The organism is Pseudomonas mohnii (assembly GCF_900105115.1).
In the GTDB taxonomy this organism is placed as follows: Bacteria; Pseudomonadota; Gammaproteobacteria; order Pseudomonadales; family Pseudomonadaceae; genus Aquipseudomonas; species Aquipseudomonas mohnii.
In genome coordinates this window covers 959,303-986,116 of the sequence record NZ_FNRV01000001.1, presented here as the reverse complement: position 1 = coordinate 986,116, position 26,814 = coordinate 959,303, and the positions used below count along the sequence as shown (strand labels likewise).

Genomic DNA, 26,814 nt, shown 5'->3' with positions numbered 1-26,814 from the left:
TTCCCATGCGCATCGCTTATTTCATCAATCAATACCCCAAGGTCAGCCATAGCTTTATCCGTCGCGAGATTCTGGCCCTGGAGCGCCAGGGTTTCGAGGTACAGCGCGTGGCCCTGCGAGGTTGGGATGCCGAATTGGTGGATGCCGAAGACGTGTCTGAACGCGATAAAACCCGCTACGTGCTGCAGGACGGCGTCAAAGGCCTGTTGGCGCCTGCGCTGCAGGTACTGCGCGCCCAGCCGCGACGCTTCTTTTCGGCGCTGGGGTTAGCGCTGCGCATGGGGCGGCGGGCCGATCGCTCCTGGCCTTACCATCTGGTCTACCTGCTTGAGGCGTGCCGCCTGCTCACCTGGTTGCAGGCGTTTGGCGCCAGGCATGTGCACGCGCATTTCGGCACCAACTCCACCGAGGTGGTGATGCTGGCCAGCGCGCTTGGCGGGCCGGCATACAGTTTTACCGTGCACGGTCCGGAAGAATTCGACAAACCGCAGTTCATCCATTTGGGCGAGAAAGTACGGCGTGCAGCGTTTGTGGCGGCCATCAGCGCTTATGGACGCAGCCAGCTGTTTCGCTGGGTGGATCATGCACATTGGTCAAAGGTCAAAGTGGTGCACTGTGGACTGGAACAGGCGTTTCACAATGTGCCGGCGGTGGCCGTGCCGTCCGCGCCCCGGCTGGTCTGCGTAGGGCGTTTGTGTGAGCAGAAGGGCCAATTGTTGTTGCTTGAGGCCGCTCGCATCCTGGCGGCACGGGGCGTGGCGTTCGAGATCGTGCTGGCCGGCGATGGTGAGATGCGCGAGCAGATCGAAGCGCTGATCGCACAGTACCAATTGCAGGCCCAGGTGCGAATCACCGGCTGGATCAGCAGCGATCAGGTGCGCGCGGAAATCCTCGCGGCGCGGGCCATGGTCTTGCCGAGCTTCGCCGAGGGTTTGCCGGTGGTCATCATGGAAGCCATGGCCTTGCGTCGGCCCGTTCTGACGACCTACGTAGCGGGCATTCCCGAGCTGGTGCGCCAGGGCGAGAACGGCTGGTTGTTTCCCGCTGGCGACGTCGACGAGCTGGCGGCGGCGCTGGCCGATTGCCTGGCGCAACCTGCCGACGTCCTGCAACGGATGGGCGAGGCGGCGTATCAACGGGTGCTGGAACGACACGATATCGATACCGAAGCCACCAAGTTGGCTCACCTGTTCAGGGCGCAAGCATGATCACCTTGTTTAATTGGCTGTTCAGCGGACTGTTGATCCTCATCGTCCTCCCGGTGGGGGTGCTGTTCGTCCAGGTGTTGCTGGCCTGGCTGCCGGCGCGGTCGCTGCCGTCGGCGAAATCCTCGCGGCCACGGGTCGCGGTGTTGGTGCCGGCGCACAATGAATCCTCGGTCATCGTCGCGACCTTGAATACCATTGGGCCGCAACTGTTGGAAGGGGATCGCCTGCTGGTGGTGGCGGACAACTGCTCCGACGACACCGCCTCGCTGGCACGGGCGGCGGGCGCCGAAGTGGTGGAGCGCAGCAATGACCGGCAACGGGGCAAGGGGTATGCGCTGGACTTCGGGGTCCGTCACCTGGCGAGCGCCGCGCCGGACGTCATCATCATTGTCGATGCCGACTGCCAGATCAGCGAAGGCTTTGTCGAGCGTTTGGCCACCTGCTGCATCGACTCGGGCCGACCCACACAATCGTTGAATCTCATGCGCGCTCCCGCAGGTTCCGGGTTAAAAGTGCAAATTGCCGAGTTTGCCTGGTGTGTGAAGAATCGGGTGCGCCCGCGAGGTTGGGCCCGGCTCGGTTTGCCCTGCCAATTGATGGGCACGGGAATGGCTTTCGCCTGGCGGGATCTGCCGCTGATCGATCTGGCCAGCGGCCACATCGTCGAAGATCTGAAGATGGGCCTGGATTTCTGCCGAAGCGGCAAACCGCCGCTGTTTTGCCCCGATGCGCTGGTGACCAGTTATTTTCCACGCAGCGAAGAGGGCCTGACGACTCAGCGTACGCGTTGGGAACATGGTCACTTGGGGGTCATCCTGGGTGATACGCCCAAGTTGTTGGTGGAGTCGATGGCCAAGGGAAACGGTAATCTGCTGGCCATGACCCTGGACTTGCTGGTCCCGCCGCTGGCCCTGTTGACGTTGGCCCTGGTGGCGGCATTGGGTCTTTCATGGTTGGTCTTTCTACTGGCCGGAATCCTGGCGCCAGCCTTGATCGCCACGACCGGGGTGCTGCTGTTGGCAGCGACCATCCTGCTGGCCTGGAGCCAATTCGGTCGCGAGATCATTTCTTTCTCCGCCTTGATGTATGCGCCGTTCTACGCGGTGAAAAAAATCCCCTTGTACATAGGCTTCTTGCTCAAGCGCCAGGTTGAGTGGGTGCGTTCCAAACGGGATGACAACTGATGCGCGCCCTGGCCTGGTTGCACAAATGGCAGACGATTATCCGCACGCTCCGCGTGGTCGATGATGATCAGGATGAACAAGGACTGATCGATGCCCTGTCCCGTCCCGAGCGGTCGACAGTGCTGGGGTTCGTCAACGCCCACGCCATGAACCTGGTGGCGGCCAACGCCGACTATTACGCTTCGCTGTCCGCTGCCGACGTGTTGTTGCGCGATGGCTCCGGCATGGCCATTCTCTTGCGCAGACTCGGCCTGGCACCGGGACTGAACATGAACGGTACGGATTTCATTCCGAAAATACTGGCGGCCTATAAAGGCCGGCGCGTGGCGTTCTGGGGCACCGAACAAACGTATCTGATCAGCGCTGTTCAGCGTAGCGAGGCGCTGTACGCCGTAAACGTTGTTTCGGCCCACCACGGATTTTCCGAAGTGGAGGCCTATGTCCAGCTTGCCCGGGAGTTTCAGCCAGAACTGATTGTTCTGGGCATGGGCATGCCCAAGCAAGAAGCCGTTGCGGCGAGACTGGCGGCCAGCGGAGTGCCTTGCCTGATCGTGTGCGGCGGGGCGATTCTGGATTTTCTCGGCGGTAAGGTCAGCAGGGCCCCCCAGTGGATGCGCCGCCTCGGTTGTGAGTGGGTGTTCAGGTTGATCAGCGAACCCAGGCGGCTGTTCACGCGTTACGTGGTGGGTAACCCGATGTTCCTGCTGCGAACCCTGGTATTCCGAGAGAAGGCGGCCAGCTGATTGGCCAGGTGCGGGATCAATCCGGGGCGCAGACCGGCGTAAAAACACGCGGCGCAAAAACACGGCGGCGAGGCCTTCACTGCCTTGCAAAACCCGGGTGTAGCATCTTTACTCCTGTGGGTATTCTCGACTTGTCGGACTATTTGGGTTTTGTGTCTTCATTAACGCTGTGCCAGAAAAATCTCCTCGAATATCTTGATTTCCTGAAAGGGGGCTGGCGGTCGAACGCTCGTTTCGAGTCTTCATCTAGCTACTTGCAAACTAATTTGACCTTCCCTCGACCTGCGCCAGTGAGCAAATGAAAGAATATATAGCGTCAAAAATACGCAAGCTCATATCTCCTTCTTTACGCTTCGAGCTAAGGAGAACCGTGTCGTGGCTGCGGGACATACTAAGTCGGGCATGTTTTTGGCGCTGGGAAATTGTCAAATTCAAACTACGGCAAGAGAGTTCCTTCAACGTCCTCTATATCGGCAGGAAAACCCAGCGTGAATTCGCCAAAGTGCTCTTGGGGACGGACGCGCCAAGCGCGGATAGCCAATTAAAACCCGACCCGTCAAACCCGACGGTTTTGGTCAGTGAAATACCCACTCCCGGCGCATTGCGCGTGCCCCAGTACCTGAGTGCCATTGTGCCGCTGAGCAGGTCACTCGACGAAATCACCGCGCGGTACAACACCGAACTGCGTCGCAACCTGCGCAAGAATCGCCTGCGCTATCGCATGAAACAGGCGCTGAACGACGATGAGATTGAATGTGCGGATCAGCAAATGCTTCAGCCCTATGCCAAGGCCAGGCATGGTTCGGCCGCGGCGCAGATAGACACGCACGAGGTTCGCAGGGTGGCAAAAAATGCCGGCCGGCTTGATCTGGTGCTGCTGGAGAACGACGTTGTCGCTTGCCATCTGGGGTGTGTCATCACCAAGGGCGGCAAGCGTTACTGGAGCACGATCCGGTTTGGTTACCCGGAAACGGTGTATTCCGACGCCAAAAAACTACGTGAAGTCAATTCAATTACCACCTTCATGGCGCTCGAATGGGCGATTGAAAACGGTTTTGACTATTACGATATCGGCATTTGCCTGGCGCGTCCGGACGATGGACTGCTTGAATGGAAAAGAAGGCGCGGCGGGGATGTCAATACGCTGGGTAACAACGGTTATATGTTTGTTCGACTGCCTAAAGTGGGCACGCCGACATTTCTTTGGGAAACCCCGCTATTTGCAGTCGAAGGCAAAGAGTTGACGCTTCATCTGGGACTGCCTGACGGGCCGAGTGATGAAGAAATTGCAAACCGCTATCGTGAAATGGGTTTTGGTGGGCTGTCCAAAATATATCTGCATTGTGCCAGGCCGCCACAAGCGTCGCTTCTTGACACCTTGCGCGGTCGTTACAGTCATTTGAAGTCGCCGCCCCGAATGGAATGCGTTATATCCGCCTGAATGGATTCGAAGTAAGTGCAGTTTTATGTGTTGGATATAAGCGCTATTTCGGTATAAGTACATGAGAGTTGAATTCATATGTCGGATATAGATGCAGTCGCAAAGGGTGGTCCGGCGAAGTGGAGTCTTGCTGCGTATAAACACATGTTGAAGACGCGCCTGACACGAAAACCGTCGCTCATGCTGCAAAGTGTCGCCGTGAAGACATGGGAAATTGCCCCCCGCGAGATGGCGATCGCTCCGCCTGCGTTTTTCCTTCCCAACCAGCTCGAACGTGTGACGGGATGGGCAGGGGATCTTTTTTATCCCTTCGAACATCCCCGCCGCACCATGGAAGGGATCGGCGAGGTTGAACATGGCCCGACGCGTGGCTACCTGCTCAAAGATGCCTGGTTGATCGACGGTGCGCTCTATAAGGGCAATGCCAAATCCTGGCTGTCGCCTCGCTCCGGATGGTTGCCCAGGATTCGCGTGGAAAATGAAATCGATCGCGGCGCGCTGTATTGCACGGCGGGCGGCAATAAATGGTTTGGCTCATGGTTGATGGACGACTGCATCACCTATCCGATGGCCTGCGAAGAAGGCGTGCCGGTGACCACGGCGACGTCTGACAAGCTCGTTTCCACTTCCAGGCACGGCATACTTCACGCCCCCGGCTATGAAGACTGGCTGGGGATGACGCCGGTTCGTTTACGCAATGCGTTTTTCCGTGAACTGGTGATCTTTGACGACCTCAGCCAGAACCGCCACAAGCACCGGCGCTTTCGCGCGATGGGCGACCAGTTGCTGTCCCACGTAAACGCCAGCGCTCACCCCGGGGTGTTCATTCTGCGCGGTGACAAGGGAGAGCTGCGCTTGTTGCGCAATGAGCTGGAACTGGCTGAACGCCTGCGCGACCGCAGGGGTTTTCGCATCATCGATCCGGCGAAATCCGATGTACCGACCATTGTGGCGGCCTGCGCCGGGGCAAGAGTCGTCGTGGGCATCGAGGGCAGTCATCTGATCCATGGCGTCAACGTACTGCAGCCGGGTGGTTCACTGCTGGTGCTGCAGCCACCTAATCGTTTCCTCTGCTTTTTCAAATACCTGACGGACCGCGACCAGCAAAACTTTGGATTTGTGGTGGGCACCGAAGAGGGCAATGGTTTCAGTATCGACGCCGATGAGGTCGAGCGAACCCTGGACCTGTTCCCGGCAAGCGCTTAATGAGGCAGGCCAGCGACGCTGGCCACGCCCATCAATAACACCCCCCGAAACTCGAGATCGCCCCCCCAGTCCTCAATTCCGGCTAATAGGCATGCTTGCCGGAGAAGGCCAGCACAGTGCGCGCGAGAATGGTGAAGTCGAGCCAAAGCGACCAGTTGTTGATGTATTCGATGTCCGAATCCACACGCCGGATCATCTGCTCGATATCTTTCGTCTCACCCCGAAAGCCACGCACCTGAGCCAGACCGGTAATGCCCGGCTTGATGTTGTGGCGCGCAAAGTAGTCCGAGATGTCGGGCGAGTATTGCGCATCGTGTGCAATAGCGTGCGGTCGCGGTCCCACCAGCGACATCTCGCCCATCAACACGTTAAACAACTGTGGTAGTTCATCCAGGCTGGTTTTTCGAATAAAGGCGCCCACTCTGGTTTTGCGTGGATCGTTCTTTTCGGCTTGCTTGACGACGCCTTCATCCGGCTGATGGACAACCATGCTCCTGAACTTCCAGATACGAAAGGAATCGCCGCTCCAGCCCATGCGCTCCTGGCGAAAGAACACCGGTCCCGGACTGTCGAGCTTGATGGCAATGGCAACTAACAACAGCACCGGCGCTGCAAATAACAGGATAAGGAACGCCAGGACTTTATCTTCGAGATTCTTCAGAAACAGCCGCAGCCCCATCAGCGGTGTTTCAGACAACGTCAGCACAGGAATCCCGGCAATTTCACGCACACTGTGATTGATCAAGCGCAGCGAAAAGATATCCGGCACCCAGTTCACGGAAATGTGTTTATCGAACAGTTTTAAGTAAACGTCCTTGATGACGTGCGAACCATCCAGGGGCGTCACGAAATATACGGTGCGAATGGCGTGTTGCACGACCAGCTCATCAAGGTCGGAAATATGACCCAGTATCGTCAAGCGTTGCGCACTCTTTGATCCATCCTTTCCCTGATCATCGCTTCCCCCGATCAGGACCGAGCCGACCACCCGTTCACCCAGCCAGGGGTTGTTACTGATTTTCTGGTGAAGGAAGTTGGCCAGCTCGCCCGTGCCGATGATGAGCGCGTTGTCCCGTTGCGCGGGGTGGGCCAGGAACTTCTTCTGTAACTCGCGGGTGGCAAGGTGCAAAAGCAGCTGAGCGAAGTAGCCAATCACAAACAACTCGGCCACCAACAGGCGCGAATATTGTTCGCCGGTTTTAGTTAGAAAGGCCATGGCAACCAGAAAACAAAAAACGGCAGTCCATGCCTTGAGCAACTTGAAGGCTTTGACGGCGAATCCGACATTGCTTCGGTAAATCGCATAATGGTCGTAGACGACGGCCAACGCCCCAAGCAGTAACAGGACCATGATGACATAGGCCTGCGAGACGAAGCCGATGTGATAGTTGATCAAATACCACGCGACGCCGGTCACTGCGAGACCATCGAGACCGGCCTGAATAACGATACTGGTGCTGCTTCTTCGCTGAAGTACGGAACGGCTAGTGTTAGGCTCAAATATCATATTTAGACCTCATTGCTGCCCCCCATCGCGCTCACTGATAACGCGACTCAGATCAAAACTGCCCTCGTTCGAGAGCGTTTGCGTGCGCGTCACCAAAAGCTTCCCCCGCTCGTGGTATACCACCTTCTGTCCCGATTGCTGACCTGGGGCCGAATGTGACAACGCGTGGTATCACTTTAGCAGTACGCTGGAATCCTTCACGGAATCGTCGCAGTTTTATAGCACTCATTTGTGAAGGAATCCGCTGGCCGACGGACCGCGCTTGCTCAATGGCCATGCACGGCATGTGCCGCCGGTTCGGGTGGCTTCGTAACGGGAGGGGAGGCGCAGACAGGCGGCTCTTCGGTACCCGGGGGCGCGGGTCGAATGCCGAGCGGAGGCGAAGGGGGCGTGGCCCCCGATTTGGCAGCTGAGGTGACTTCACATCCGCCGTCAATCGTTCATGCCGTCTTCAATGGCGATGCCTTGCGCACGCATTTGCTTGATCAATTCAGCACGGGTGCCGGGGAGGTTGAGCATGGTTTTGGCGCGCAGTGCCGCCACTTCTTCGGCGCTGTAGGGCTGGTAATCCTGCGGTGTGCTTTTGCCGGCCAGGCCGTCTTTGCGCATCAACCAGTTGAGCAAGTCCGCCAGTTGCGCATTGTTCAACGCCGACTGCGACATGCCCGGCACGCGCACCAGAAACTCGCGGCCACCGGGGACTTTCAGAAAGTTGCCGACAAACCCCGTCATCCGGGGCGTGTCGTTGGCCGCCGATCCCATGCCGTTGCCCAGGTGGCAGCCGGCGCATTGCAACTGGTAATTGACGCCAACGCTGTAACCGGCCTCGGCGATGGGCTTTTGCTGTTCTTCGTTGCCCGGTGCGTGACGTTGCGCCGGGTTGGGAATGGCGCGGGCATGAGCGAGTGGGGCGCTCAGGGTGCAGACGAGACCGAGGAGTAGCAACTTGCGCATTGAGGGGCCTCTCTTGTTTTTTGGCCTGGAACACGATCGTGAAAAAACCGCCGATTGCCCAGGCAACCGGCGGTAACGCGCGTGTTAAACCGCCACGCCGCGGATGATCGAAACGGTGCAGTGGTAGATGTGCGATTTGGCGGCCAGGCACCAGTTCACATCGTTGTTGTTGAACGGGCGGTAGGCCGGTTCTTCACTGTCGTTACGGGTACAGGCGCACTGGGCACAGCTTTGCTTACCGCAGCAGTCGTTGTACGAAATGATGTAGTCCTTGCCGTCGGCCGGGTTGCGGCAGGTGCCGATCCAGGTCACTTGCGAGGCTTCGGTGCCCGGTGGGCAGGAGGTCACCGAACCACCGCAGCAGCTGCACAGAAAGCCGTCGATGGAGCAGTAGCGCCAGTAGTCGCAGCTGTTCGGATCACCGGGGTCGCCGGCTTTCGGATCGGTGGCGGCCAGTGCCTTGCTGGTGCGATCCAGTGGCAGCAGCAGGGGCAGGGCGGCACCGGCCACCATCAGCGAGCCCATGCGCGACAGCAATTTGCGGCGCGAGGTGGTGTCGGCGACACGGCGAGTCGAGCGCTCGAACAACAGATCCAGCAGTTTCATAAACGTCTCCCTGCCTTATCAGTGGCTATGGCCGTGGCTGTGGTCGTGATCGTGGGTGTGAGGCTGAGCGTTGAGGTACTGCTGCAGCGTGGCGTGCTTCAAGTGTTCCACTTCGAACAGGCTGTCCAGGTGCTCGCGGGAATTGACCAGGCCCTTGGCGCGCAGGGTGCCGGCCTTGTCGATCAGCGCGGCGTACGGCAGCTTGCCGATCTGGTAAGTCATGCCGACTTCCGGGCCGACCACGTAGGTGGCGTCTTCGAGTTTGTGTTCGCGGATCAGCGCTTGCTGGGCGTCCATGTCGCCATCGCTGATGAACACCACGTCGAGGCGATCAGCCTGTTCCCTGGCAATGGATTTGATCGCCGGCAGCAGTGACTTGCAGATCGGGCAGGTCGGCGAGAGGAAGAACAGCAGTTGCGATTTTTCACCGGCGTAGCCGAAGTTCACCGGGCGACCTTTACGGTCGGTGGCGGTCACTTGCGGCGCGGCTTCGTTGACGGCCACGCCTTTGTCGACCATCAGTGCGCCAGCCGGGGCCAGGCGGCCGTGCAGCACGCCAATCTGACGGACCAGGCCCATGACGACGAACGCCACGGCCACCAGCAGAACCCAGAGCAGAACGTTGGAAACAATCAAGCCTTCCATTGGATCACCTACCAATCAATTTGAGCAGAAGAGGGGAGTTCGCCAGCAAGCCATCGGCTGCGGCGTAGATGAGCAACGCGACCGCTGCCGCGGCAACCGTTACAAAGCCATCGAATACCGTCATGTCGCGGGCAATCGGCGCGACGCTGGCCAGCAGCGCCAGCACCACCAGCACGCTGTTGCGCAGCAGCAGGACCGGGCGCAGCGGCTGCGCCTGGTCCGGGCCGGCACAGCCACAGTCGATGTCGCGACGGCCGCGCCACAGGTTGATGCCAATGGCTGCGGCATACAGTGCCAACAGACTGGCAGCGCTCAACGCGGCCCAGCCACGGCTGACCGGCACCAGCAGCGCGAAGGCGATGGCCAGTTCCAGCAGCGGGACCAACCGGGCGACCGGGCGCACCAGCGAGTCGGGCAGCAGTTGGTAGTCGGCCAACTGCCTGGCGAAGCGCGCGGGCGCTCGTACCTTGTGGGTCGCGGCACTGGCCAGCAACACCGCGATGGCGATGGCGCTGGCAATGATGAAGATCGGATCTGAGTGCATGGCCGAACCTCTTAGTAGCTCATGACCTGAGTCGCGGTTTTTGCGACTTTTGCCATGCTGCCGGTGTGCTGGTTGGTCTTGAGATCGAAAATCTGCAAGCCGCCTTCAACGTCGGTGCCCAGTAGCAGCGGCTTGTCGTCGCCGGTGGCCTGCATGCTCCACACCGGTGCCGGTGCTTCCAGGGTCGCGATCTTCTTCTGGGTCTTGAGGTCGTAGGCCCAGATGAAGGTGCTCGGGTCTTCCCACTTCATCGGTTCGTGCGCGTCATGCATCAGCACGTACAAACGGTTCAGCTTCGGCGCGACCGCCATCAGCTGCCAGCCGCCCGGCGCCCAACCGGCCTTCTTCTCGGCCTCGGTGACCAGCGACCAGCTCGGCAGGATCTTCGGCGTATCGCCGGAGAAATCCACTGCGCGCACAGTGCCGGTGGTGGTGGTGAAGTAATAGGTGTCGCCGACGTTGACCGCACGCTCCACCAGTTTTTCCGCGTTGGGGTCGAAGAACGGCGTGCGGTTGCGCGCGGTTTCCTGGCCCTGGTCGTTGAGGGTCACCACCTGCAGGCTGCCGTCGCCGCACAGCGAGGCGAAACGGCGTTTGCCAACCGGGTAGTTGAGCACGCAACCCGGAATCGCGATTTCCGTGGCAACGGCCTTGGTCTGGGTGTCGACCACGGTCACCGAGGTCGACGGGGTGAAGTTGTAGACGTAGACAAAACGGTCATCGCCGCTGGTCTTCAGGCCGTAGCGCTGGGTCAGCGACTCGGCCCGCTTGTTCGGAATCAGCACCTCCCAGGCGGGCGACAGGGTCGAGCTGTCCCACGCGGTCAGCACATCGGTGCGGGTGCCCCGGGTGCCACGGGAGTACCAAATGTCGGCGCTGTAGATCAGCTTGCCGTCATGGCTCAGGGCCGAAGGCGCGGCGAAACCGGTCGGCACCATGCCCAGTATGCGCTTCTGGTCCGGGTCGACCACGGTGACACGGCCGGCGACAAAGCTGTCGAACTCGACATCGACGACGAACGCCCGGTGTGCTTCGGCGGGGAACGGCAACACGGTCTGGCCGATCGTGTCGGCGGGCAGGTCCGCACGGGCACTGTTCAAACCGAGTACAAGCAGGCTCAGGCCTAGCGCTGACTGTACGGAGATCCTGTTTGTTCGCATAAGGGGAACTTCCTGAATTGTTGGTAACGCGGATCGCGGGTGAGTGGGCAGATTCTGACGATTGAATAGTGCCTCGCCCGGCAACCCCGGGAATTGCCCTGCCTGCCAAGTGTTTGTGTATCTGTGCCAGTGTCACTGACACGCCACAAAACCGGGGTATGCGATCCCCTGTGGCGAGGGGGCTTGTCCCGCTGGGCTGCGAAGCGGCCCCCAAGGTCGTGTTGGCATTGAGAGGTGCCCGGAATAATCAGGCCAGTTCAGGCTCGCTCCTACAGGGAAAGGCAAACGTGCATCCGAGCGGTTTGGCAGAACCGCCAACACGACTGGCACGCAGGGCAAAACCTGCGAATCAACGACCACCGACAATCCTTGCCAACCTGCCGGGGCACCGTTGTCCCGGCACTTTCAGAGTTGGCGTTCGCCTGCTGGCGAATGCGCGGATTTTCAAGGTCGTTTCCTATGTTTACCTCCCTGCGTTTGCCTCTTTTCGGATTGTTGTCGTTGGCCCTGGCCCAGGCGGCGCTGGCGGCCGATTGCGCCCCCGATCAACGCCACGGCGCTGAGGTGTTTGCCAATGAATGCGGGGTTTGCCATTCGGTGACCAAAGGCGCGACCGGCATGATGGGGCCGAACCTGGCGGGTGTGGTCGGGCGCAAGTCCGGCTCCCTGGAGGGCTTCAGCTACTCGCAAGCCATGCGCAACAAAAACATCGATTGGCAAGCCGAGAACATCGCGCAACTGATTACCCAGCCTCAGGCCTATGTGCCTGGCACCTACATGCCTTACATGGGCCTGGCGTCGGCGGACGATCGCCAGGCGGTCGTGTGCTTCCTCAAAGAACAACACTAAGCGGCCGGTTTCCTGGCTGTTCCAACCTTCACACCGAACGATTTATCCAAAGGTGAATTATGAGCAACGTTGAAATCCTGCCGCAGGTGGCTGCATTTATCGAACGCCGCCACGGCTGCTTCATTGACGGTCAATGGGTGTTTGCCGAGGGCGACAGCATCGCCGTGGTCAACCCGGCCACCGGGCAGACCCTGTGCGAAACCCTCGATGCACCGCCCGAAATCGTCGAGCGTGCCGTGCAGTCGTCGCACAAGGCATTCAAGTCCGGGGTCTGGTCGGCACTGCGTCCGGCGGATCGCGAGCGCATCCTGCTCAACTTCACCCGCCTGGTGGAAGAGCACGCCGAAGAGCTGGCGCAACTGGAAACCCTGAGCCAGGGCAAGTCGATCAACATGGCCCGCGCCCTGGACCTGAACGCCACTGTGGAATTCATGCGCTACATGTCCGGCTGGGCGACCAAGATCGAAGGGCAAACCTTCGACGTGTCGATCCCGTTGCCACCGGGTGCCAAGTTCACCGCCTTCACCAAGCGTGAGCCGGTGGGTGTGGTGGTCGGTATCGTGCCGTGGAACTTCCCGCTGCTGATCGCCGCCTGGAAACTGATGCCGGCGCTGGCTACCGGTTGCACGGTGATCATCAAGCCGGCCATGGAAACCCCGCTGACCGCCATGCGTCTGGCGGAGCTCGCGCTCGAGGCCGGCATTCCGGCAGGCGTGTTCAACGTCGTGACCGGTGGCGGCGCCTCGGTCGGTGGCGTGCTGACCCAGCATCCGCTGGTGAGCAAGGTCTCGTTTACCGGTTCTACCGCCGTTGGCAAAAGCGTCGGGGTGGCGTGCATGGCCAACATGACGCGTTTCTCCCTGGAACTGGGCGGCAAGAACCCGATGATCGTGCTCGCCGATGCCGACGTTGAAAAAGCCGTGCAAGGGGCGATCCTCGGTGGCCTGCTGAACAACGGCCAGGTGTGTGCCGCGGCTTCGCGTTTCTACGTACATCGCTCGATCCACGACCGATTCGTCGAAGCCCTGGCGGCGGCGGTTTCGGCCATGCCGATTGGCGCGGGCATGAACGGCGACGCAGCGATCAACCCGCTGGTGTCGCGCAAGCAACAACAGAGCGTGCTCAAGCACATTGAACTGGCCCGTCAGGAAGGCGCACGTGTGGTCTCGGGTGGCGAATTGGTGGAAGGCGACGGCTTCTACGTCCAGCCGACGATCCTCGCCGACATCGACCACAGCATGGCCGTGGCCCGGGAAGAAGTGTTCGGCCCGGTGCTGGGCGTGATGCCGTTCGACGATGAAGAGGCCGTGATCGAACTGGCCAACGACAACCGCTATGGCCTGGCCGCCAGCCTGTGGACCAACGACCTGAGCAAAGCCATGAACCTGGTGCCGCGCATCGAAGCCGGTACGGTCTGGGTCAACGCCCACGTGCTGCTCGACCCGGCGATGCCGTTCGGCGGGGTCAAGCAATCGGGCATGGGCCGTGAGTTTGGTCGTGCGGTGATCGAGGCTTTTACCGAGCTTAAATCTGTGTGTATTGCGCATTGATGCAAGGGTCGCCGGCGGCGTGATCGGGGATCACGCCGCCGGTGGCGGTTTCGCCAGTTCGATCCCGGCGGCGCCCAGTCGCTTGAGTATCTCAAACAGCAGTTCGCTCTTGATCGAGCCGACCGCGCGTGGGCTGGCGACGTAACCGGTGATCGTCAGCGTAATGCCTTCGGGTTTCAGTTGGCTGAAGCGTACGAACGGCGCCGGTTTTTCCAGAATGGATTCGTGCTCGCAGAAGGTGTCGTACAGCAGGTTGCGCACCTGCTCCGGGTCGATGTCCAGCGGGAAGGTCAGTTCAAGTGTCGCCACGCCTTGGGCGCTGCCGCCGAGGGTGACGTTGCGCAGGTTCTGCGAAATCAGCTGCGAGTTCGGCACGATGACAATCGAGCGGTCAGCCAGTTGTATCTCGGTGGCCCGCACATTGATCCGACGGATATCGCCTTCAACCCCGCTGATGCTGATCAGGTCGCCGACCTTCACCGGGCGTTCGGTGAGCAGAATCAGGCCGGAGACGAAGTTCTTGACGATCTCTTGAAGACCGAAGCCGATCCCCACCGACAAGGCACTGACGATCCAGGCCAGGTTGGTCCACTTGACCCCCAGCGACGACAGCATGAGCAGGATCACCAAGGCATAGCCGATGTTGGAAAACAATGTGCTGAGCGAGGCGCACATGCCCGGGTCCATTTCCGTTTTCGGCAGCAACTCGTTGTCCAGCCAGCGGCTCAGGGTCCGCACCAGATAGATGCCGATCAGCAGCGCCAGCAGGCCGTGCAGCAGATTGGCCGGGACAATGTTCAGTTTGCGCAGGCCGTCACCGCCAAGCATCGCCAGGGTGTTGTTTGCCAGTTGGCCGAGGGTCGAGCCCACGCCACCCACCAGCAGCGAGATGAAAGCGATCAGCAACAGGGCGGCACGACCGACGCCAGACAAAATGACCGAGATCTGCTCCAGGCGCGTATCGCCAATACCGAGCAACTGCTTGAGCGTTTTGCCAGTGGGTTGCCGAGGTGAAAACAGGTACTCACAGCTGTCCTTGAGCAGCTGTATCAGCAAATAGAAACCGGCAAAAATGATGAACAACCAGACCAGTTCGTAAGTGATGAAGCGCGACAGCGACACATAGCCAATGAGCAGGGAGAACAGCGAGGCCACGGTCGCGATGCTGGCGAAGGCATACACCACGCCAGCCAGTGTACGGCCCGCCTCAGGCGCATCGCCGGCCACCACCATGGCCCGCCGGGTTCTGTTGACCCGCAACAGAATCGAACCGATCAAGGTTGAAATGATAAGTGCGACCAACCCACGGACCGTGATCACGACCTCGGAGCTCATGCCGGTGGCATTGGTCAACTGGGCCACTGACACCGCCACCAGCAAGACGGCAGCCAATCGCCGGGGATAGGGTTTGATTGCCAGTGCCACCTCGTCGGCAATGGCCGGCAGTCGCCATGACGGATGTTGGGTGGACAACAGCGCACGGCTCAAACCGGTGATCATCACGCAGGTGTAGACGATTTTTTCGAATTCTTCGGAAAACCCTGCCAGTTGCGGTGTCAACGGCAGTTCGCGGGTGAGGGCAAAAAACAGGACACGCAGGGCGATACCGGCGGTCAGCACCGTGGCGACGACCGACGCTAGCGCGAGGGCGCTGCGGCGCAGGCGTCCTTCGGGCATCCGGTGAATGCACAACCAGGTCAGTCCGCGTTCGGCGAGCCGACGGCCCAGGCCCCACAGGACCACGGCGAATATCACGAGCACGCTGGTCAAGAGGCGCTTGCCCGGTTGCCAGACCGAATGCAGCGTGTCGCCCGCCTGCTGCATGAACTCGACCAGCCGTTGCCGGTCGTCGGCAGGTGGATCGAATAGCGGGACCCAAAACCAGGGATTGAGGATGCTCCGGGTGCGTTGGGTCACTTCGGTTTCCAGCAGGCTGCGTCGGATGGCAGCAATCTGGGTGAGCAATTCGGCGGCGCTGGCTTTGATCGCCGCCAGGGTTTTCAGTTTGGAATCGACCTTGTTTTTTTGTTCGGTGAGCGCAGCCCTTTGGCTGGCGATATCGGACTCCTCCAGCGTGGCCTCAGCCAGCGGAGCAGGGCTCAGCACCCCCAGTTGGGACTGTAATTGCGCTTGTTCGGGCAACAACAGTGCCGACAGGCGATCAGCCTCCTTGATCAGCGACTGAACCAAATCCTGCGGGGGCTCCAGTTGGTTGTAATTGCTGACCTGAGAGACCTGTTGTTTGAGGCTGTTGAGTTGGCCTTGCAGCGCCTCCAGATCGCTGTCGGACACCTTGGCGACAGCGCTGCTCGCGCCGGCGCCCGGGACATCGAGCATGGGCGCCGCCGACAGCATCGCGCCGCTCGACGCCAATAGCACGAAAACGATGAATATCACGGACTTCAAGGCATTGCGCATAGGCGTGCTCGATGGGTGGTGAGCCATTTAGCCTATGAGGTTAGGTCATGACGCGCACGTTAGAGCGTTGTTTGGTCGGATGTGCCGGGCGATGCCGGTATCGCGCTTGTGTGGTGAGGGAGCTTGCGCCCGCTGGACTGTATCGCAGTCCCCATTTTGGGGGCCGCTGCGCAGCCCAACGGGACGGTGCGGCGTTCCGGCAAGCGCCCTCGCCACAGATTGGTGTTGGGCCTGGACCGTTCAGGCTCAGGCCAGCATCGACATCAAGCCGCCCTGGCGATCCAGTTTGGCCAGGTCGTCGAAGCCGCCGATATGCGTGTCGCCGATGAAAATCTGCGGCACGCTGCGCCGGCCACTGCGGCTGAGCATTTCTTCGAGTTTGCCCGGCTGGGCCTGAATGTTGATTTCCTGCAGGGTGATGCCTTTGCTGATCAGCAGTGACTTGGCACTGCGGCAGTAAGGGCAGGTGTCGGTGGTGTACAGGGTCACAGTGTTCATGCTCGGTTCTCCGCTATTGGCGTGGCTCAGGCATCGATGGCCGGGAAGTCGATATCGGTCAGCGCGACGTTGTTCAGGTAGTTGGTCAGCGTCTGCGATGCCACATGGGCAATCACTTCGATGATCTTGCCGTCGTCGAGACCGGCGGCGCGTGCCGCTGCAATCTGCTCGCTGCTCAGGTGTCCACGAGTTTCAGTGATTTGCTGTGCCAGCAGGGCATAGGCGTCGAGCTTGCCGTCACGGGCGCTCAGGATGTCCTGGCTGGACAGACCGGCCTTGCCGGCAAACAGCGTGTGGGCCGCCAGGCAGTAGTCGCAACCGTTGACCTGTGACGTGGCAAGGAAGATGGCTTCCTTTTGCGTTGCGCTCAGGGACGTCTTGCCCAATGCCGCCGAGTTCTGCACGTAGGAGGTGAGCACGGCAGGGGCGTGGGCCAGGACTTTGAACACGTTGGGCAGGAAGCCGATTTTCTTTTGCACGCCTTCCAGCAGAGGGCGGGCGGCGTCGGCGGCGTTTTCGAGGCTGACAGGGATAATGCGGGTCATGATGATTCTCCGAGGATTCAAGCGCGACAGGCGCTGGGTACGGAGTTCATGCTAAAGGCCTGGGCTGGTCTATTGGGTGCAAATCGTCGACGATATGCAACAGATCGTCCAGAACTGCCTTCGGGAGCCCCCCCTCATGGATCGCTTGTCCACGTTGCTCACGCATTTCGGCGTCAATGCCGGCACCTTTCACAGCGGCACGTTTTGCGGCACCTCGGCTTTCGATGGCAGCCAGACGTGCGGTCATCTGCATTTGCTGCAGGCCGGGGAGGTCGTGCTGAAACTGGCCGATGAGCGAGCGCTGAAGATCACCGAGCCGACGCTGATCTTTTTCCCCCGGCCGTACCGTCACCGCTTGTCCGCCACGCAAGCATCGGCCACGCAGTTGGTCTGTGCCTCGCTGAACTTCGATGGCGGCTCGGGCAATGCCCTCGCCGGCGCGTTGCCCGATTACATGGTGCTGAAACTCGATGAAATCCCGACCCTGGCCAGCACCCTGGAATGGCTGTTCAACGAGGCTTTTGACGGCACCTGCGGGCGTGAAGCAGTCATGGACCGCTTGTTCGAGCTGCTGGTGATTCTGTTGCTGCGGCACATTCTGAGCAGCCGCAATCAACCGCCGGGCATGATGGCCGGTCTCGCCGATTCGCGTCTGGCACGCCCCCTGAACCTTATGCACGAGGCTCCCGGCAAGGCCTGGAGCGTGGCGGAACTGTCGGTGGCGGCCAACATGTCGCGGGCCAGCTTCGCCGAGCATTTCCGGCGGGTGGTCGGGCAGACGCCGGTGGATTATCTGGTGAGTTGGCGCATCAGCCTGGCGCAGAAACGCTTGCGCGAGGGCAAGCCCATTGCCCTGATCGCCGAAGAGGTTGGTTACGAAAGCCCCTCGGCTTTGGCTCGGGCGTTTCGGCGCAAGACCGGGGTGAGCCCGCGGGAATGGAGGGGGTAAACGCTGATGATCCAGTGCAAGCCTGTCGACGAGCCTGTCGCTGCCGAAGATGGACGACGTGTCCTGGTCGATCGGCTATGGCCTTGCAATTGGCCCAAGGCCACGGCTTCGTTGCACGCCTGGCTGCCCGACCTTGCCCCCGCGATTGATCTGCCCCCCACGCCGGACAGCCATTAAAAAAAGCAGCCCTTAGGCACCGATAACATCGTTTCTCGGGGGCGCGGCTTTTCAATATATTGGCCGCCAGATCCGGTGAGTGACTCAACATTCGCCGCCCTCAGTGCGAGTAGTCTTTATGAATAAAAAACCAGGCAGCGCGGCGTTGGTAAATGCGGGTTCGGGGACCCGCGCAGTGTGGGGCGGCGAGCAAGTCAGGCATCCTTACAATGCCACGCAAACCCCGATCGTCGTCAGTGCTGCATATGGTTACGACGACATCGACGTCTGGTACGACGTCGCTTTGGGCAAGGCACCGGGCTTCATTTACAGCCGCATGGGCAACCCGACGGTCGAGACCCTCGAGGCAAAAATTCGCGAGTTGGAAATGGCCGAGTCTGCCGTGGCGTTCAGTAGCGGAATGGCGGCGATCAGCAGTGTGCTCTACACCTTCCTGGCCCATGGCGATCGGGTCGTGTCGACCAAGGACAGCTATGGCGGCACCAACAAGATTTTCGAAGAGTTCCTGCCGCGTACCGGTGTGGAGGTGACGTTGTGCGAGACGTTCGATCACGAAGAAATCGAACGCGAAATCGCCAAGGGTTGCCAACTGGTGTATCTGGAAACACCCACCAATCCGACCCTCAAAATAGTGGATATCCAGCGTCTGGTGGCCGCTGCCAAACGTGTCGGTGCCATTGTGGTGGCGGATAACACGTTCGCCACGCCGTTGAACCAGAACCCGCTGGCGCTGGGTGTGGACGTGGTCATTCACAGTGCGACCAAGTTTCTCAGCGGGCACGGCGACGTGCTCGGTGGCCTGGTGTGCGGCAGCGAAGGGCTGATGGCCAAGGTGCGTCACTACCGGGAAATCAACGGTGCAACACTCGACCCGTTCTCCGCCTACATGATCATTCGCGGCATGAAAACCCTGGTGCTGCGCATGCGTCAGCAGCAACGCAGTGCCCGGGCCCTGGCGGAGTACCTGTGCACCGAACCGTTGGTGGAGTCGGTCAATTATCCCGGCTTGCCCGGCCACCCGAATCACGCGGTGGCGTGCGCGCAAATGTCCGGCTTTGGTGCAATCGTCAGCTTTGTCGTGATGGGCGGTATGGACACGGTCAAGGTGCTCTTGCCACGCCTGCGTTTCGCTCACTGCGCAGGCAATCTCGGTGCGGTGGAAACCATCTATGGCCCGGCCCGTACCACCAGTCATGTCGAGAACACGCTGGAGGAGCGACTGGCCCTGGGTATCTCCGAAGGATTGGTGCGGATCTCCGTCGGCATCGAAGACACCGACGACCTGCTCGACGACCTGAAACAGGCTTTTGCCTTTGTCAGCAGTTCGGGCCACTCAGCGGTACAGGAAAACACACAACTTTCAATCAATGAAACGTGTGCAGGGATAACCGGTTGAAGATTTAACGTTAATGCCTCACTGCAAGGATGTCAGTGGGGAGTTCATGAAGTGGAATAATAATAAAACCTAGTGGCAACTTTTTTACTCTGCCCTGTTATTCGTAGCAGATGTTAATTCGTGCCCTAATAACTTTCATGAGAACAACCATGTCCATAAAAAAACAACAACTTGATACGCGCTCGGGTTTTAAACAGGAAATGCAGACGCGCCATATTGTCATGCTGGCATTAGGCGGCGTCATTGGGACCGGGCTGTTTCTCACGTCCGGGTATACGGTCAACCAGGCCGGTCCCCTGGGCGCGGTGATCGCTTACATCATCGGTGCACTCATGGTTTACATGGTGATGATGTGCCTGGGCGAGTTGGCGGTGCAGATGCCGGAAACCGGTTCATTCAGTACGTACGCCACCCGGTTTCTCGGGCCGGGTACCGGGTATACGGTGGCCTGGTTGTATTGGCTGACCTGGACGGTGGCCATCGGTTCTGAATTCACCGCCGCCGGCATTTTGATGGTGCGCTGGTTCCCGGAAACGCCTGTATGGATCTGGAGCGCGTTATTTGCAGTTATGGTGTTTCTGACCAATGTGATTTCGGTACGCCTGTTTGCCGAGACCGAGTTCTGGTTGTCGCTGGTTAAAGTGGTGACCGTGATCGTGTTCTTGATGATTGGCGGCGGTGCGATTCTCGGTCTGCTGAACATCGAGCAAAGCCACAGTATCGGCTTGAGTAACTTCACCCGTGAAGGACTTTTCCCTACCGGGTTCATGCCGATTGCAATGACGTTACTGGCCGTCTCCTTTGCTTTCTCCGGCACTGAATTGATCGGTATTGCCGCTGGGGAAACCAAAGATCCACAGCGCAACGTGCCGCGTGCCATTCGCACGACCGTGCTGCGCCTGGCGATCTTTTTCGTGGGGACCATTTTCGTTCTGGCGACCCTGTTGCCCCGTGAACAGGCCGGTCTGGTAGAGAGTCCCTTCGTGACGGTGTTCACCTACATCGGGATTCCGTACTCGGCCGACATCATGAACTTCGTGATCATCAGTGCCTTGCTGTCGGCCGCCAACTCCGGGTTGTACGCCGCGTCGCGGATGCTCTGGACGCTGAGTGACCAGGGGCACCTGCCCAAGCAGTTCTCGGCCCTGACCCGCATGGGCACGCCGCTCAACGCGATTATCGTCAGCATGGCGGGTGGGGCTGCTTCGTTGCTCAGTAGCGTGTTTGCGGCCGATACCATCTATCTGGCGCTGGTGTCGATCTCCGGGTTGGCGGTCGTGGTGGTGTGGATGAGTATCGCGGCGAGCCAGATTGCTTTCCGCCGTCACTATGTGGCCAATGGCGGTGATATCCGCGACCTGAAATTCCGCGTCCGGGGTTATCCATGGGTGCCGTTGGGCGCGCTGGTCTGCTGCAGCCTGGCGTGTGTCGGGATTGCTTTCGATCCTGAGCAACGGGTGGCGTTGTACTTCGGTTTGCCCTTCATCGCCTGGTGCTACTTCGTGTATTACATTACCCGCAAAAGCCGCGAGCGACGCTTGTCGGTTGCCCCCTTGGCACAACCGTCCGATGCGTTCTAGCCAGCGCCGGCGGGATGGGCAAGCGTGCTCGGTGGAGGGGGCGTCCAAGAGGTTCAAGCCATGAAGCAAAAGACGCTACCCCCACTGAACTGGCTGCGGGCATTCGAGGTGTCTGCCCGCTGTTTGAACTTTACCCACGCCGCCGAAGAACTGTTTTTGACCCAGGGCGCCGTCAGTCAGCAGATCCGTCAACTGGAAAGCCACCTTGGGGTTGCACTCTTCAAGCGCCTGCCCCGTGGCCTGGGACTGTCGGAGGAAGGCCAGGCTTATCTGCCGGTGGTGCAGGACGCGATCACGCGACTGGCCGTGGGGACCAACGAAATTTTTGGTCAACACAAACGTCGGCCGATCAAGGTGCGCGGCAGCCTGGCGTTTTTCGTGCACTGGCTGGCGCCCAAGCTGCAGGCGTTCAGCCAGGCTCATCCCCATGTGGACATCCGCTACATCAGCAATATCTGGGTCAAGGAGCTGGATGGCGAGGACGACATGGAGATTCGCTGGGGCCACGGTCAATGGCCCGGGCTGGTGTCGCAGCGACTGACCTGGGACACGCTGTTCCCGGTGTGTTCGGCGGGCCTGATGGCGAAGTCACCGCTGACCGTCCCTGCGGACGTATCGAACCATCCACTGTTGCATGTGCTGGGTTACGAAGAGGGGTGGGGGTACTGGTTGAACATGGTCGGCGCGCACAGCGTCGACTTCTCGACCGGCATGCAATTCGACACGTTGATTTCCACCTTGCGCATGGCCGAGCTAGGGCAGGGGATTGCCCTGGCGCGGTCCTCGATGGTCGATGACATGCTTCGGGATGGGCGATTGGTCGAGCCCTTTACCCAGCGTATCGACGCCAGCGAGTCTTTTTACCTCGTACGCGATTCCGGGGCCGAGCAGCACCCCGACGCGGCGATATTTTCCACCTGGCTGGTCGAGCAGGCACATCGTTTCAAATAAATCGCCGGAGCCAACCATGCGTTATGTGAGTACCCGGAATTCGGCCGCGCAGGTCGATTTCGAAAAGGTCGTGTTGTCTGGAGTCGCCGAGGATGGAGGGCTGTTCGTACCGCTCGAATTGCCGCTGTTTGAATCACAGGACATAGCCAATTGGTCGACCTTGTCCTATGACGAGCTGGCCTACAGAGTGATCAGCCCGTTTGTGGGTGAGGCGATCGCCGAGGCAGACCTCAAGCGCCTGTTGAAAGAGGCCGGCAGCCAGTTCAGTCATCGCTCCCTGGCACCTTTGCATCAGGTCGATCGAAACGAGTGGGTGTTGGAGTTGTTCCACGGGCCGACTCGCTCTTCGAAGGATTTCGCTGCTCAGTTGCAGGCTCGGCTGGTGCAGCATTTTCTGCGTAAACGCGGGCGTAGCGGGGTGGTGATCGGTGCCACCAACGGCGATACCGGGCTGGCGGCCATCGAAGCGTTCAAGCATTGCGAAGAAACCGCCGTGATGGTGTTTTACCCGGAGGCGGGCGTGCCCCAGGACCAACTCCGGCATCTGCAGGCAGCGGGACACCCGAGGGTTCATCAGTTTGCCGTCAATGGCAGCTTCGACGAGTGCCAGAGCATTGTCACCCGGCTGTTGCGACAGTGGCCCTGTGCGCAGCACGAGGTGATCAGTTTCAACTCCAGCAATTGGGTCAGTGTGCTGGCGCAACTGGTGTTTTATTTTCACGCGGTGTTGCAACTGGGAGGCGGTCAACGACCGATCGGTTTCAGCGTGCCGGCCGCGAGTTTTGCCGAGGTGTATGCCGGCTACATCGCGCAGAAAATGGGCCTGCCGATCACCCAGGTGATTGTGGCGACCAACCAGAATGACGCGTTGCATCAGCTGTTTCAAAAGAACCACTACAGCCGATCGCGCGCCAACAAGACGTTGTCGCCGGCCATGGACCTGTCGGTTTTTGCCAATCTGGAACGTTTTGTGTGGGAACTCTACGGGCATGACGATCAGGCGGTGAGTGCCCTGATGGCGGGTTTCGAGTCCAGCGGCGAGATGGTCATCGCCAACGAGTTCTGGTTGCGGGCGCGGATGATCATCGACTCCTACGCGGTCAGTGATGAGCAGACGCTGAAGGAAATCACCTCGCTGTATCGCGACACCGGTTACGTCATCGACCCGCATACCGCCACCGGCGTCCTGGCGGCCAGGTTGTATCGTCGAAGCCTGGTCGCGCCGATGGTGACCCTGGGGGAAATTTCACCGGCCAAGTCAGCGGCGCTGTTGGGTGAACTGGGCATCAGCCTGGCGGTGCCGCAACGCGAGGTCGCGGCACAAGGCCACGCGCAGCTTTACCGGATTGAGCCGGACGACCTCGATACCATCCATGCGTTGCTGAACACGCTGTGAAGACGCGGCAACAGGAGGCCAAGTGAAGCGAATTCTGGACCCTCTCGATGAGCACATCATCGCGCAGCTACGGCTCAATGCCAGGGCTGCACACGCCGAGTTGGCGGCCAAGGTCAACCTGTCGCGCAACGCCGTGCGTCAGCGTATCGAGCGACTTGAACGTGACGGTGTCATACAGGGCTATACGGTGAAAACCGGCGAGGGGCGACAAGCCGCCTCGGACATCAACGCGGTGATTTTCGTGTACCGCTACGACCGGATGCGCGGCGCAGAAGTGCTGCAAGCGCTGCGGGAAATTCCGGAAGTCCTCCAGTGCGATGTAATGAGCGGCGAGTTCGACTTGATGCTGCGGGTCGGCGCGGCGAGCCCGCAACGGGTGCACAAGGTCTGGACTGAAATTGCCGCATTGCCTGGCGTGGAAAACACCGTGACCTCCTTCGTATTGTCGTCGGTCGTATAGCCCTTTTCTCGTGCTGCCAAAAGCCAACCTGCGTTGGCTTTTTTTATGCCTGAAACTTTGCTCCGGCGCTGGTCAAAACGCCCACAAAATAGAGCAAATTGGCCTATTTCACTGCCCTGGCCTGACCCCTAACCTAGGCCCCAACAACCCATCACCCGGATCAGGGGGCATAACAAAATGATTGAATACAAACTGGCGCTGGTTGGCTTTGGCGGTGTGAACCGGGCGTTGGCTCAGCTGATTGCCGAACGTAACGAACAGTGGAAAACCGAGCTGGGTTTCACCCTGAAAATTGTCGGCGTGACCGACTTGTTTCTCGGTTCGGTCGTTGGCCGTGAAGGATTGGACGCCGGCGTGCTGGCCCGATTGCCAGCCGCCAAAGGTGCCTTGGCGCAGCTGCCGGGTGGTGAAGTCACCGCCCTCAATGAAGCCGTGATCAAGGATTCGGGAGCGGACATTATTGTTGAAGCCACTTTTACCAACCCGGTGGACGGTGAACCGGCGACTTCGTTCTGCCGTTGGGCGCTCGAGGGTGGCAAACATGTCGTGACCACCAACAAGGGGCCCATTGCCTTGCACGGTAGCGAGCTCAAGGCACTGGCCCGGCGCAACAACGTCGCCTTTGAATACGAAGGTTCGGTGATGAGTGGCACGCCAGTCATTCGCCTGGCCAGGCAGGCGCTGGCGGGCAGTTCCATGGTCGGTTTCGAAGGGATTCTCAACGGCACATCCAACTTCGTTCTCACCTCCATGGAAGGTGGTCTCGGGTTCGCCGAGGCCGTCGCCAAGGCGCAGGAACTGGGTTACGCCGAAGCCGACCCGACAGCCGATGTCGAGGGGCATGACGTGCGCCTCAAGGTGGTGATCCTGGCCAACGAACTGCTGGACGCCAGGCTCACGGTCAACGACGTCACTTGCAGCGGTATTTCGTCCCTCAGCCTTGGCGACATCGAAAAGGCCCGGCAGGACGGCGCTCGCTGGAAGCTGATCGGGGCGGCCCAACGTCATGCCGACGGCTCCGTCAGCGCCAGTGTCGAGCCACGTCTGTTGAGCAACGATCATCCGTTGGCCAGTGTCTGCGGCGCGACCAATGCCGTGTCTTTTACCACCGGGCTGCTTGGCGCCGTGACGGTTTCGGGGCCGGGGGCCGGGCGCACGGAAACAGCGTTCGCGTTGCTGTCGGACATCATCAGCATCCATCAAACCCGTGCACACAACCAGGAGTAAGCTTGTGAAACTATCGCGCCTGGCCCTGGATATCGTGGAGCCGCCCATTGAAGTCTTGAACCCCTTTGACGGCACCGTCATCGGCAGCGTAACCAATGTCTGCGCATCGCAGGTTCCGCAATTGCTGGAGAGCGGGCGCCAAGGCGCCCGGGCCTGCGCCGCACTGCCGCGTCATCGGCGGGCGCGCATTCTCGAGCAAGCGGCTTTCAACATCGAGCGAGATGCCGGGGCGTTTGCCCGTCTGATTGTCGCCGAGGCCGGAAAGACGCTTAAGCAAGCGGAAAAAGAGGTAAAGCGCTGCATCAACACCTTGAAGTTGTCGGCCGAGGAAGCCAAGCGCAATGCCGGCGAGGTGGTGCCTTTCGACGCGTATGAAGGCTCCGAATCGCGTCAGGGCTGGTTTTCCCGCGAGCCCTTGGGCTTGATCGTCGCGATCACGCCGTACAACGATCCGTTGAATCTGGTGGCGCACAAACTCGGTCCGGCCATCGCCGGTGGTAATGCGGTGATTCTCAAGCCGTCGGAGCTTGCGCCGTTGTCGGCCATCAAACTGGTGTCCTGTCTGGTCGCGGCGGGCTTGCCTGAAACAGTGGTGACGGTCGCCACCGGTGGTGCGGAGCTGGGCAAGGCTTTGGTCGCGTCCCGTGACGTGCGGATGATTTCCTTTACCGGCGGTTTCGTCACCGGGGAGCAGATCGCCCGCACGGCCGGCTTGAAGAAACTGGCCATGGACCTGGGCGGCAATGCGCCGGTGATTGTCATGGGTGATTGCGACCTTGAAGCCGCCGTCGAGAGTTGTCTGTCCGGTGCCTTCTGGGCGGCGGGGCAGAATTGCGTTGGCACGCAGCGCTTGCTGATTCAGGCGTCGATTTATGACGCCTTCCGGGAGCGTTTCGTCAGTCAGGCCCGAGCGCTTGTAGCCGGCGACCCGATGCTGGCCGATACCGATATCGGGCCGATGATTACGGCGCAAGCGGCACAGAATGCCGAGCAAGTCGTGAACGAGGCGTTGCAAGCGGGCGCGACTTTGCTGTGCGGTCATCGACGCCAGGGATCGTGCTACGCGGCGACTGTACTGGAAAACGTCGACCATTCCAGTCGACTCTGGCGCAATGAAGTGTTCGCTCCGGTGGTGGTCTTGCAGTGCTTTGAGTCGTTCGACGAAGCCATCGATCTGGCCAATGAACCCGAATACAGCTTGCATGCGGGGATCTTCACCAATGACCTGGCGACGGCGATGAGCGCCGCACGGAGGATCGAAGCCGGCGGGGTAATGATCAACGACTCTTCCGACTACCGTTTCGATGCAATGCCGTTTGGCGGTTCGAAGTACGGCAGCCTGGGCCGGGAAGGGGTGCGCTTTGCCTATGAGGAAATGACTCAACCCAAGGTGGTGTGTTTGAACACCTTGGGTTAGGCGATTCACGAAGGTCTGGTCAGGTCGTTTGCGTTGGGCAGGTTTGGTCACCTGCCCAACGCGTTAAGCTCAACGGGAAATGGTGCAGGCGGTGGCACCGCGCTCGAGTGTGGCCCACGACACCTATGGTTTGCCTGCATTGATCTTTGAGCTGTGTCCCTAATTCTTGAAGATAAACACATCTCTTGCACAGTAGACAGCAG

General features: G+C 60.0%; 25 protein-coding genes. 16 read left to right on the top strand and 9 right to left on the bottom strand.

Features of this window, described 5'->3' with window-relative positions:
• Positions 1 to 5 precede the first annotated feature (5 nt).
• From BLV61_RS04465 to BLV61_RS04445, 5 genes are all read left to right on the top strand, one after another.
• Positions 6 to 1,208, top strand: coding sequence for a glycosyltransferase (locus tag BLV61_RS04465; protein ID WP_090462860.1), 1,203 nt, complete (start codon positions 6 to 8; stop codon positions 1,206 to 1,208).
• Complete coding sequence (locus BLV61_RS04460) at positions 1,205 to 2,392, top strand: glycosyltransferase family 2 protein (RefSeq protein WP_090462857.1); 1,188 nt, start codon at positions 1,205 to 1,207, stop codon at positions 2,390 to 2,392. Before BLV61_RS04465 ends, BLV61_RS04460 begins: the two co-directional genes overlap by 4 nt.
• Positions 2,392 to 3,135, top strand: a complete 744-nt coding sequence (locus BLV61_RS04455; RefSeq protein ID WP_090462854.1) for a WecB/TagA/CpsF family glycosyltransferase — start codon at positions 2,392 to 2,394, stop codon at positions 3,133 to 3,135. Before BLV61_RS04460 ends, BLV61_RS04455 begins: the two co-directional genes overlap by 1 nt.
• A 298-nt stretch (positions 3,136 to 3,433) precedes the next feature.
• Entirely contained in the window at positions 3,434 to 4,576 is a 1,143-nt protein-coding gene (locus BLV61_RS04450; protein ID WP_047530415.1) for a hypothetical protein, read from the top strand.
• A 78-nt stretch (positions 4,577 to 4,654) separates the two neighbouring features.
• Positions 4,655 to 5,782, top strand: a complete 1,128-nt coding sequence (locus BLV61_RS04445; protein WP_047530414.1) for a glycosyltransferase 61 family protein — start codon at positions 4,655 to 4,657, stop codon at positions 5,780 to 5,782.
• 82 nt (positions 5,783 to 5,864) lie between these two features.
• Here BLV61_RS04445 and BLV61_RS04440 read toward each other — a convergent pair whose 3' ends face one another.
• From BLV61_RS04440 to BLV61_RS04415, 6 genes are all read right to left on the bottom strand, one after another.
• Positions 5,865 to 7,289 carry an undecaprenyl-phosphate glucose phosphotransferase gene (locus BLV61_RS04440; RefSeq protein ID WP_047530412.1) on the bottom strand — a complete coding sequence of 475 codons (1,425 nt, stop codon included), beginning with the start codon at positions 7,287 to 7,289 and terminating at the stop codon, positions 5,865 to 5,867.
• A gap of 432 nt (positions 7,290 to 7,721) precedes the next feature.
• Complete coding sequence (locus tag BLV61_RS04435) at positions 7,722 to 8,243, bottom strand: hypothetical protein (protein ID WP_047530410.1); 522 nt, start codon at positions 8,241 to 8,243, stop codon at positions 7,722 to 7,724.
• Positions 8,244 to 8,327: 84 nt separating this feature from the next.
• Positions 8,328 to 8,849, bottom strand: a complete 522-nt coding sequence (locus BLV61_RS04430; protein ID WP_027620621.1) for a methylamine dehydrogenase light chain — start codon at positions 8,847 to 8,849, stop codon at positions 8,328 to 8,330.
• Positions 8,850 to 8,867: 18 nt separating this feature from the next.
• A complete protein-coding gene (mauD, locus tag BLV61_RS04425; protein ID WP_090462851.1) occupies positions 8,868 to 9,494 on the bottom strand; it encodes a methylamine dehydrogenase accessory protein MauD in 627 nt (208 codons plus the stop codon).
• Positions 9,495 to 9,498: 4 nt separating this feature from the next.
• Positions 9,499 to 10,038 carry a MauE/DoxX family redox-associated membrane protein gene (locus tag BLV61_RS04420; RefSeq protein ID WP_090462848.1) on the bottom strand — a complete coding sequence of 180 codons (540 nt, stop codon included), beginning with the start codon at positions 10,036 to 10,038 and terminating at the stop codon, positions 9,499 to 9,501.
• A gap of 11 nt (positions 10,039 to 10,049) precedes the next feature.
• Positions 10,050 to 11,198: an amine dehydrogenase large subunit gene (locus BLV61_RS04415; protein WP_090462845.1), complete on the bottom strand. Its 1,149-nt coding sequence runs from the start codon at positions 11,196 to 11,198 to the stop codon at positions 10,050 to 10,052.
• Between the two features lie 459 nt (positions 11,199 to 11,657).
• Between BLV61_RS04415 and BLV61_RS04410 the strand changes: the two genes are divergently transcribed.
• Positions 11,658 to 12,047: a c-type cytochrome gene (locus tag BLV61_RS04410; RefSeq protein ID WP_090462842.1), complete on the top strand. Its 390-nt coding sequence runs from the start codon at positions 11,658 to 11,660 to the stop codon at positions 12,045 to 12,047.
• Positions 12,048 to 12,106: 59 nt separating this feature from the next.
• Positions 12,107 to 13,597 (top strand): aldehyde dehydrogenase family protein, encoded by a 1,491-nt coding sequence (locus BLV61_RS04405; protein ID WP_090462839.1) that lies wholly within the window; start codon positions 12,107 to 12,109, stop codon positions 13,595 to 13,597.
• 30 nt (positions 13,598 to 13,627) lie between these two features.
• On the opposite strand, the gene BLV61_RS04400 is transcribed toward BLV61_RS04405, so the two are convergent.
• From BLV61_RS04400 to BLV61_RS04390, 3 genes are all read right to left on the bottom strand, one after another.
• Positions 13,628 to 16,015, bottom strand: coding sequence for a DUF3772 domain-containing protein (locus BLV61_RS04400; RefSeq protein ID WP_090462836.1), 2,388 nt, complete (start codon positions 16,013 to 16,015; stop codon positions 13,628 to 13,630).
• A 246-nt stretch (positions 16,016 to 16,261) separates the two neighbouring features.
• Positions 16,262 to 16,513: a glutaredoxin 3 gene (gene grxC, locus BLV61_RS04395; RefSeq protein WP_090462833.1), complete on the bottom strand. Its 252-nt coding sequence runs from the start codon at positions 16,511 to 16,513 to the stop codon at positions 16,262 to 16,264.
• 26 nt (positions 16,514 to 16,539) lie between these two features.
• The gene (locus BLV61_RS04390; RefSeq protein ID WP_090462830.1) at positions 16,540 to 17,058 is read right to left on the bottom strand and encodes a carboxymuconolactone decarboxylase family protein; all 519 of its coding nucleotides are present in this window, start codon (positions 17,056 to 17,058) and stop codon (positions 16,540 to 16,542) included.
• A gap of 136 nt (positions 17,059 to 17,194) precedes the next feature.
• Between BLV61_RS04390 and BLV61_RS04385 the strand changes: the two genes are divergently transcribed.
• The 9 genes from BLV61_RS04385 to BLV61_RS04345 all read left to right on the top strand — a co-directional run bounded on the left by BLV61_RS04385 (position 17,195) and on the right by BLV61_RS04345 (position 26,611).
• The gene (locus tag BLV61_RS04385) at positions 17,195 to 18,007 is read left to right on the top strand and encodes an AraC family transcriptional regulator (protein ID WP_047530389.1); all 813 of its coding nucleotides are present in this window, start codon (positions 17,195 to 17,197) and stop codon (positions 18,005 to 18,007) included.
• 6 nt (positions 18,008 to 18,013) lie between these two features.
• Positions 18,014 to 18,184 (top strand): DUF488 family protein, N3 subclade, encoded by a 171-nt coding sequence (locus BLV61_RS30725; RefSeq protein ID WP_139213598.1) that lies wholly within the window; start codon positions 18,014 to 18,016, stop codon positions 18,182 to 18,184.
• A gap of 118 nt (positions 18,185 to 18,302) precedes the next feature.
• Positions 18,303 to 19,580, top strand: coding sequence for a cystathionine gamma-synthase family protein (locus BLV61_RS04375; protein ID WP_090462827.1), 1,278 nt, complete (start codon positions 18,303 to 18,305; stop codon positions 19,578 to 19,580).
• 149 nt (positions 19,581 to 19,729) lie between these two features.
• Positions 19,730 to 21,160 (top strand): amino acid permease, encoded by a 1,431-nt coding sequence (locus BLV61_RS04370; RefSeq protein ID WP_090462824.1) that lies wholly within the window; start codon positions 19,730 to 19,732, stop codon positions 21,158 to 21,160.
• A gap of 60 nt (positions 21,161 to 21,220) precedes the next feature.
• Positions 21,221 to 22,111, top strand: coding sequence for a LysR substrate-binding domain-containing protein (locus BLV61_RS04365; protein ID WP_090462821.1), 891 nt, complete (start codon positions 21,221 to 21,223; stop codon positions 22,109 to 22,111).
• Positions 22,112 to 22,127: 16 nt separating this feature from the next.
• Positions 22,128 to 23,507 carry a threonine synthase gene (gene thrC / locus BLV61_RS04360; RefSeq protein WP_090462819.1) on the top strand — a complete coding sequence of 460 codons (1,380 nt, stop codon included), beginning with the start codon at positions 22,128 to 22,130 and terminating at the stop codon, positions 23,505 to 23,507.
• Positions 23,508 to 23,529: 22 nt separating this feature from the next.
• On the top strand, positions 23,530 to 23,967 hold the full coding sequence (locus BLV61_RS04355) for an Lrp/AsnC family transcriptional regulator (protein ID WP_047530378.1): 438 nt from the start codon (positions 23,530 to 23,532) through the stop codon (positions 23,965 to 23,967).
• A gap of 177 nt (positions 23,968 to 24,144) precedes the next feature.
• The gene (locus BLV61_RS04350; protein ID WP_090462816.1) at positions 24,145 to 25,194 is read left to right on the top strand and encodes a homoserine dehydrogenase; all 1,050 of its coding nucleotides are present in this window, start codon (positions 24,145 to 24,147) and stop codon (positions 25,192 to 25,194) included.
• Positions 25,195 to 25,198: 4 nt separating this feature from the next.
• Positions 25,199 to 26,611, top strand: a complete 1,413-nt coding sequence (locus BLV61_RS04345; RefSeq protein ID WP_090462812.1) for an aldehyde dehydrogenase family protein — start codon at positions 25,199 to 25,201, stop codon at positions 26,609 to 26,611.
• The last annotated feature ends 203 nt before the right edge of the window (positions 26,612 to 26,814 follow it).

Coding starts and splice junctions, on each gene's coding strand:
- BLV61_RS04465 (WP_090462860.1), top strand. CDS start 6: ATGCGCATCGCTTATTTCATCAATCAATACCCCAAGGTCAGCCATAGC.
- BLV61_RS04460 (WP_090462857.1), top strand. CDS start 1,205: ATGATCACCTTGTTTAATTGGCTGTTCAGCGGACTGTTGATCCTCATC.
- BLV61_RS04455 (WP_090462854.1), top strand. CDS start 2,392: ATGCGCGCCCTGGCCTGGTTGCACAAATGGCAGACGATTATCCGCACG.
- BLV61_RS04450 (WP_047530415.1), top strand. CDS start 3,434: ATGAAAGAATATATAGCGTCAAAAATACGCAAGCTCATATCTCCTTCT.
- BLV61_RS04445 (WP_047530414.1), top strand. CDS start 4,655: ATGTCGGATATAGATGCAGTCGCAAAGGGTGGTCCGGCGAAGTGGAGT.
- BLV61_RS04440 (WP_047530412.1), bottom strand. CDS start 7,289: ATGATATTTGAGCCTAACACTAGCCGTTCCGTACTTCAGCGAAGAAGC.
- BLV61_RS04435 (WP_047530410.1), bottom strand. CDS start 8,243: ATGCGCAAGTTGCTACTCCTCGGTCTCGTCTGCACCCTGAGCGCCCCA.
- BLV61_RS04430 (WP_027620621.1), bottom strand. CDS start 8,849: ATGAAACTGCTGGATCTGTTGTTCGAGCGCTCGACTCGCCGTGTCGCC.
- mauD (WP_090462851.1), bottom strand. CDS start 9,494: ATGGAAGGCTTGATTGTTTCCAACGTTCTGCTCTGGGTTCTGCTGGTG.
- BLV61_RS04420 (WP_090462848.1), bottom strand. CDS start 10,038: ATGCACTCAGATCCGATCTTCATCATTGCCAGCGCCATCGCCATCGCG.
- BLV61_RS04415 (WP_090462845.1), bottom strand. CDS start 11,198: ATGCGAACAAACAGGATCTCCGTACAGTCAGCGCTAGGCCTGAGCCTG.
- BLV61_RS04410 (WP_090462842.1), top strand. CDS start 11,658: ATGTTTACCTCCCTGCGTTTGCCTCTTTTCGGATTGTTGTCGTTGGCC.
- BLV61_RS04405 (WP_090462839.1), top strand. CDS start 12,107: ATGAGCAACGTTGAAATCCTGCCGCAGGTGGCTGCATTTATCGAACGC.
- BLV61_RS04400 (WP_090462836.1), bottom strand. CDS start 16,015: ATGCGCAATGCCTTGAAGTCCGTGATATTCATCGTTTTCGTGCTATTG.
- grxC (WP_090462833.1), bottom strand. CDS start 16,513: ATGAACACTGTGACCCTGTACACCACCGACACCTGCCCTTACTGCCGC.
- BLV61_RS04390 (WP_090462830.1), bottom strand. CDS start 17,058: ATGACCCGCATTATCCCTGTCAGCCTCGAAAACGCCGCCGACGCCGCC.
- BLV61_RS04385 (WP_047530389.1), top strand. CDS start 17,195: ATGGATCGCTTGTCCACGTTGCTCACGCATTTCGGCGTCAATGCCGGC.
- BLV61_RS30725 (WP_139213598.1), top strand. CDS start 18,014: ATGATCCAGTGCAAGCCTGTCGACGAGCCTGTCGCTGCCGAAGATGGA.
- BLV61_RS04375 (WP_090462827.1), top strand. CDS start 18,303: ATGAATAAAAAACCAGGCAGCGCGGCGTTGGTAAATGCGGGTTCGGGG.
- BLV61_RS04370 (WP_090462824.1), top strand. CDS start 19,730: ATGTCCATAAAAAAACAACAACTTGATACGCGCTCGGGTTTTAAACAG.
- BLV61_RS04365 (WP_090462821.1), top strand. CDS start 21,221: ATGAAGCAAAAGACGCTACCCCCACTGAACTGGCTGCGGGCATTCGAG.
- thrC (WP_090462819.1), top strand. CDS start 22,128: ATGCGTTATGTGAGTACCCGGAATTCGGCCGCGCAGGTCGATTTCGAA.
- BLV61_RS04350 (WP_090462816.1), top strand. CDS start 24,145: ATGATTGAATACAAACTGGCGCTGGTTGGCTTTGGCGGTGTGAACCGG.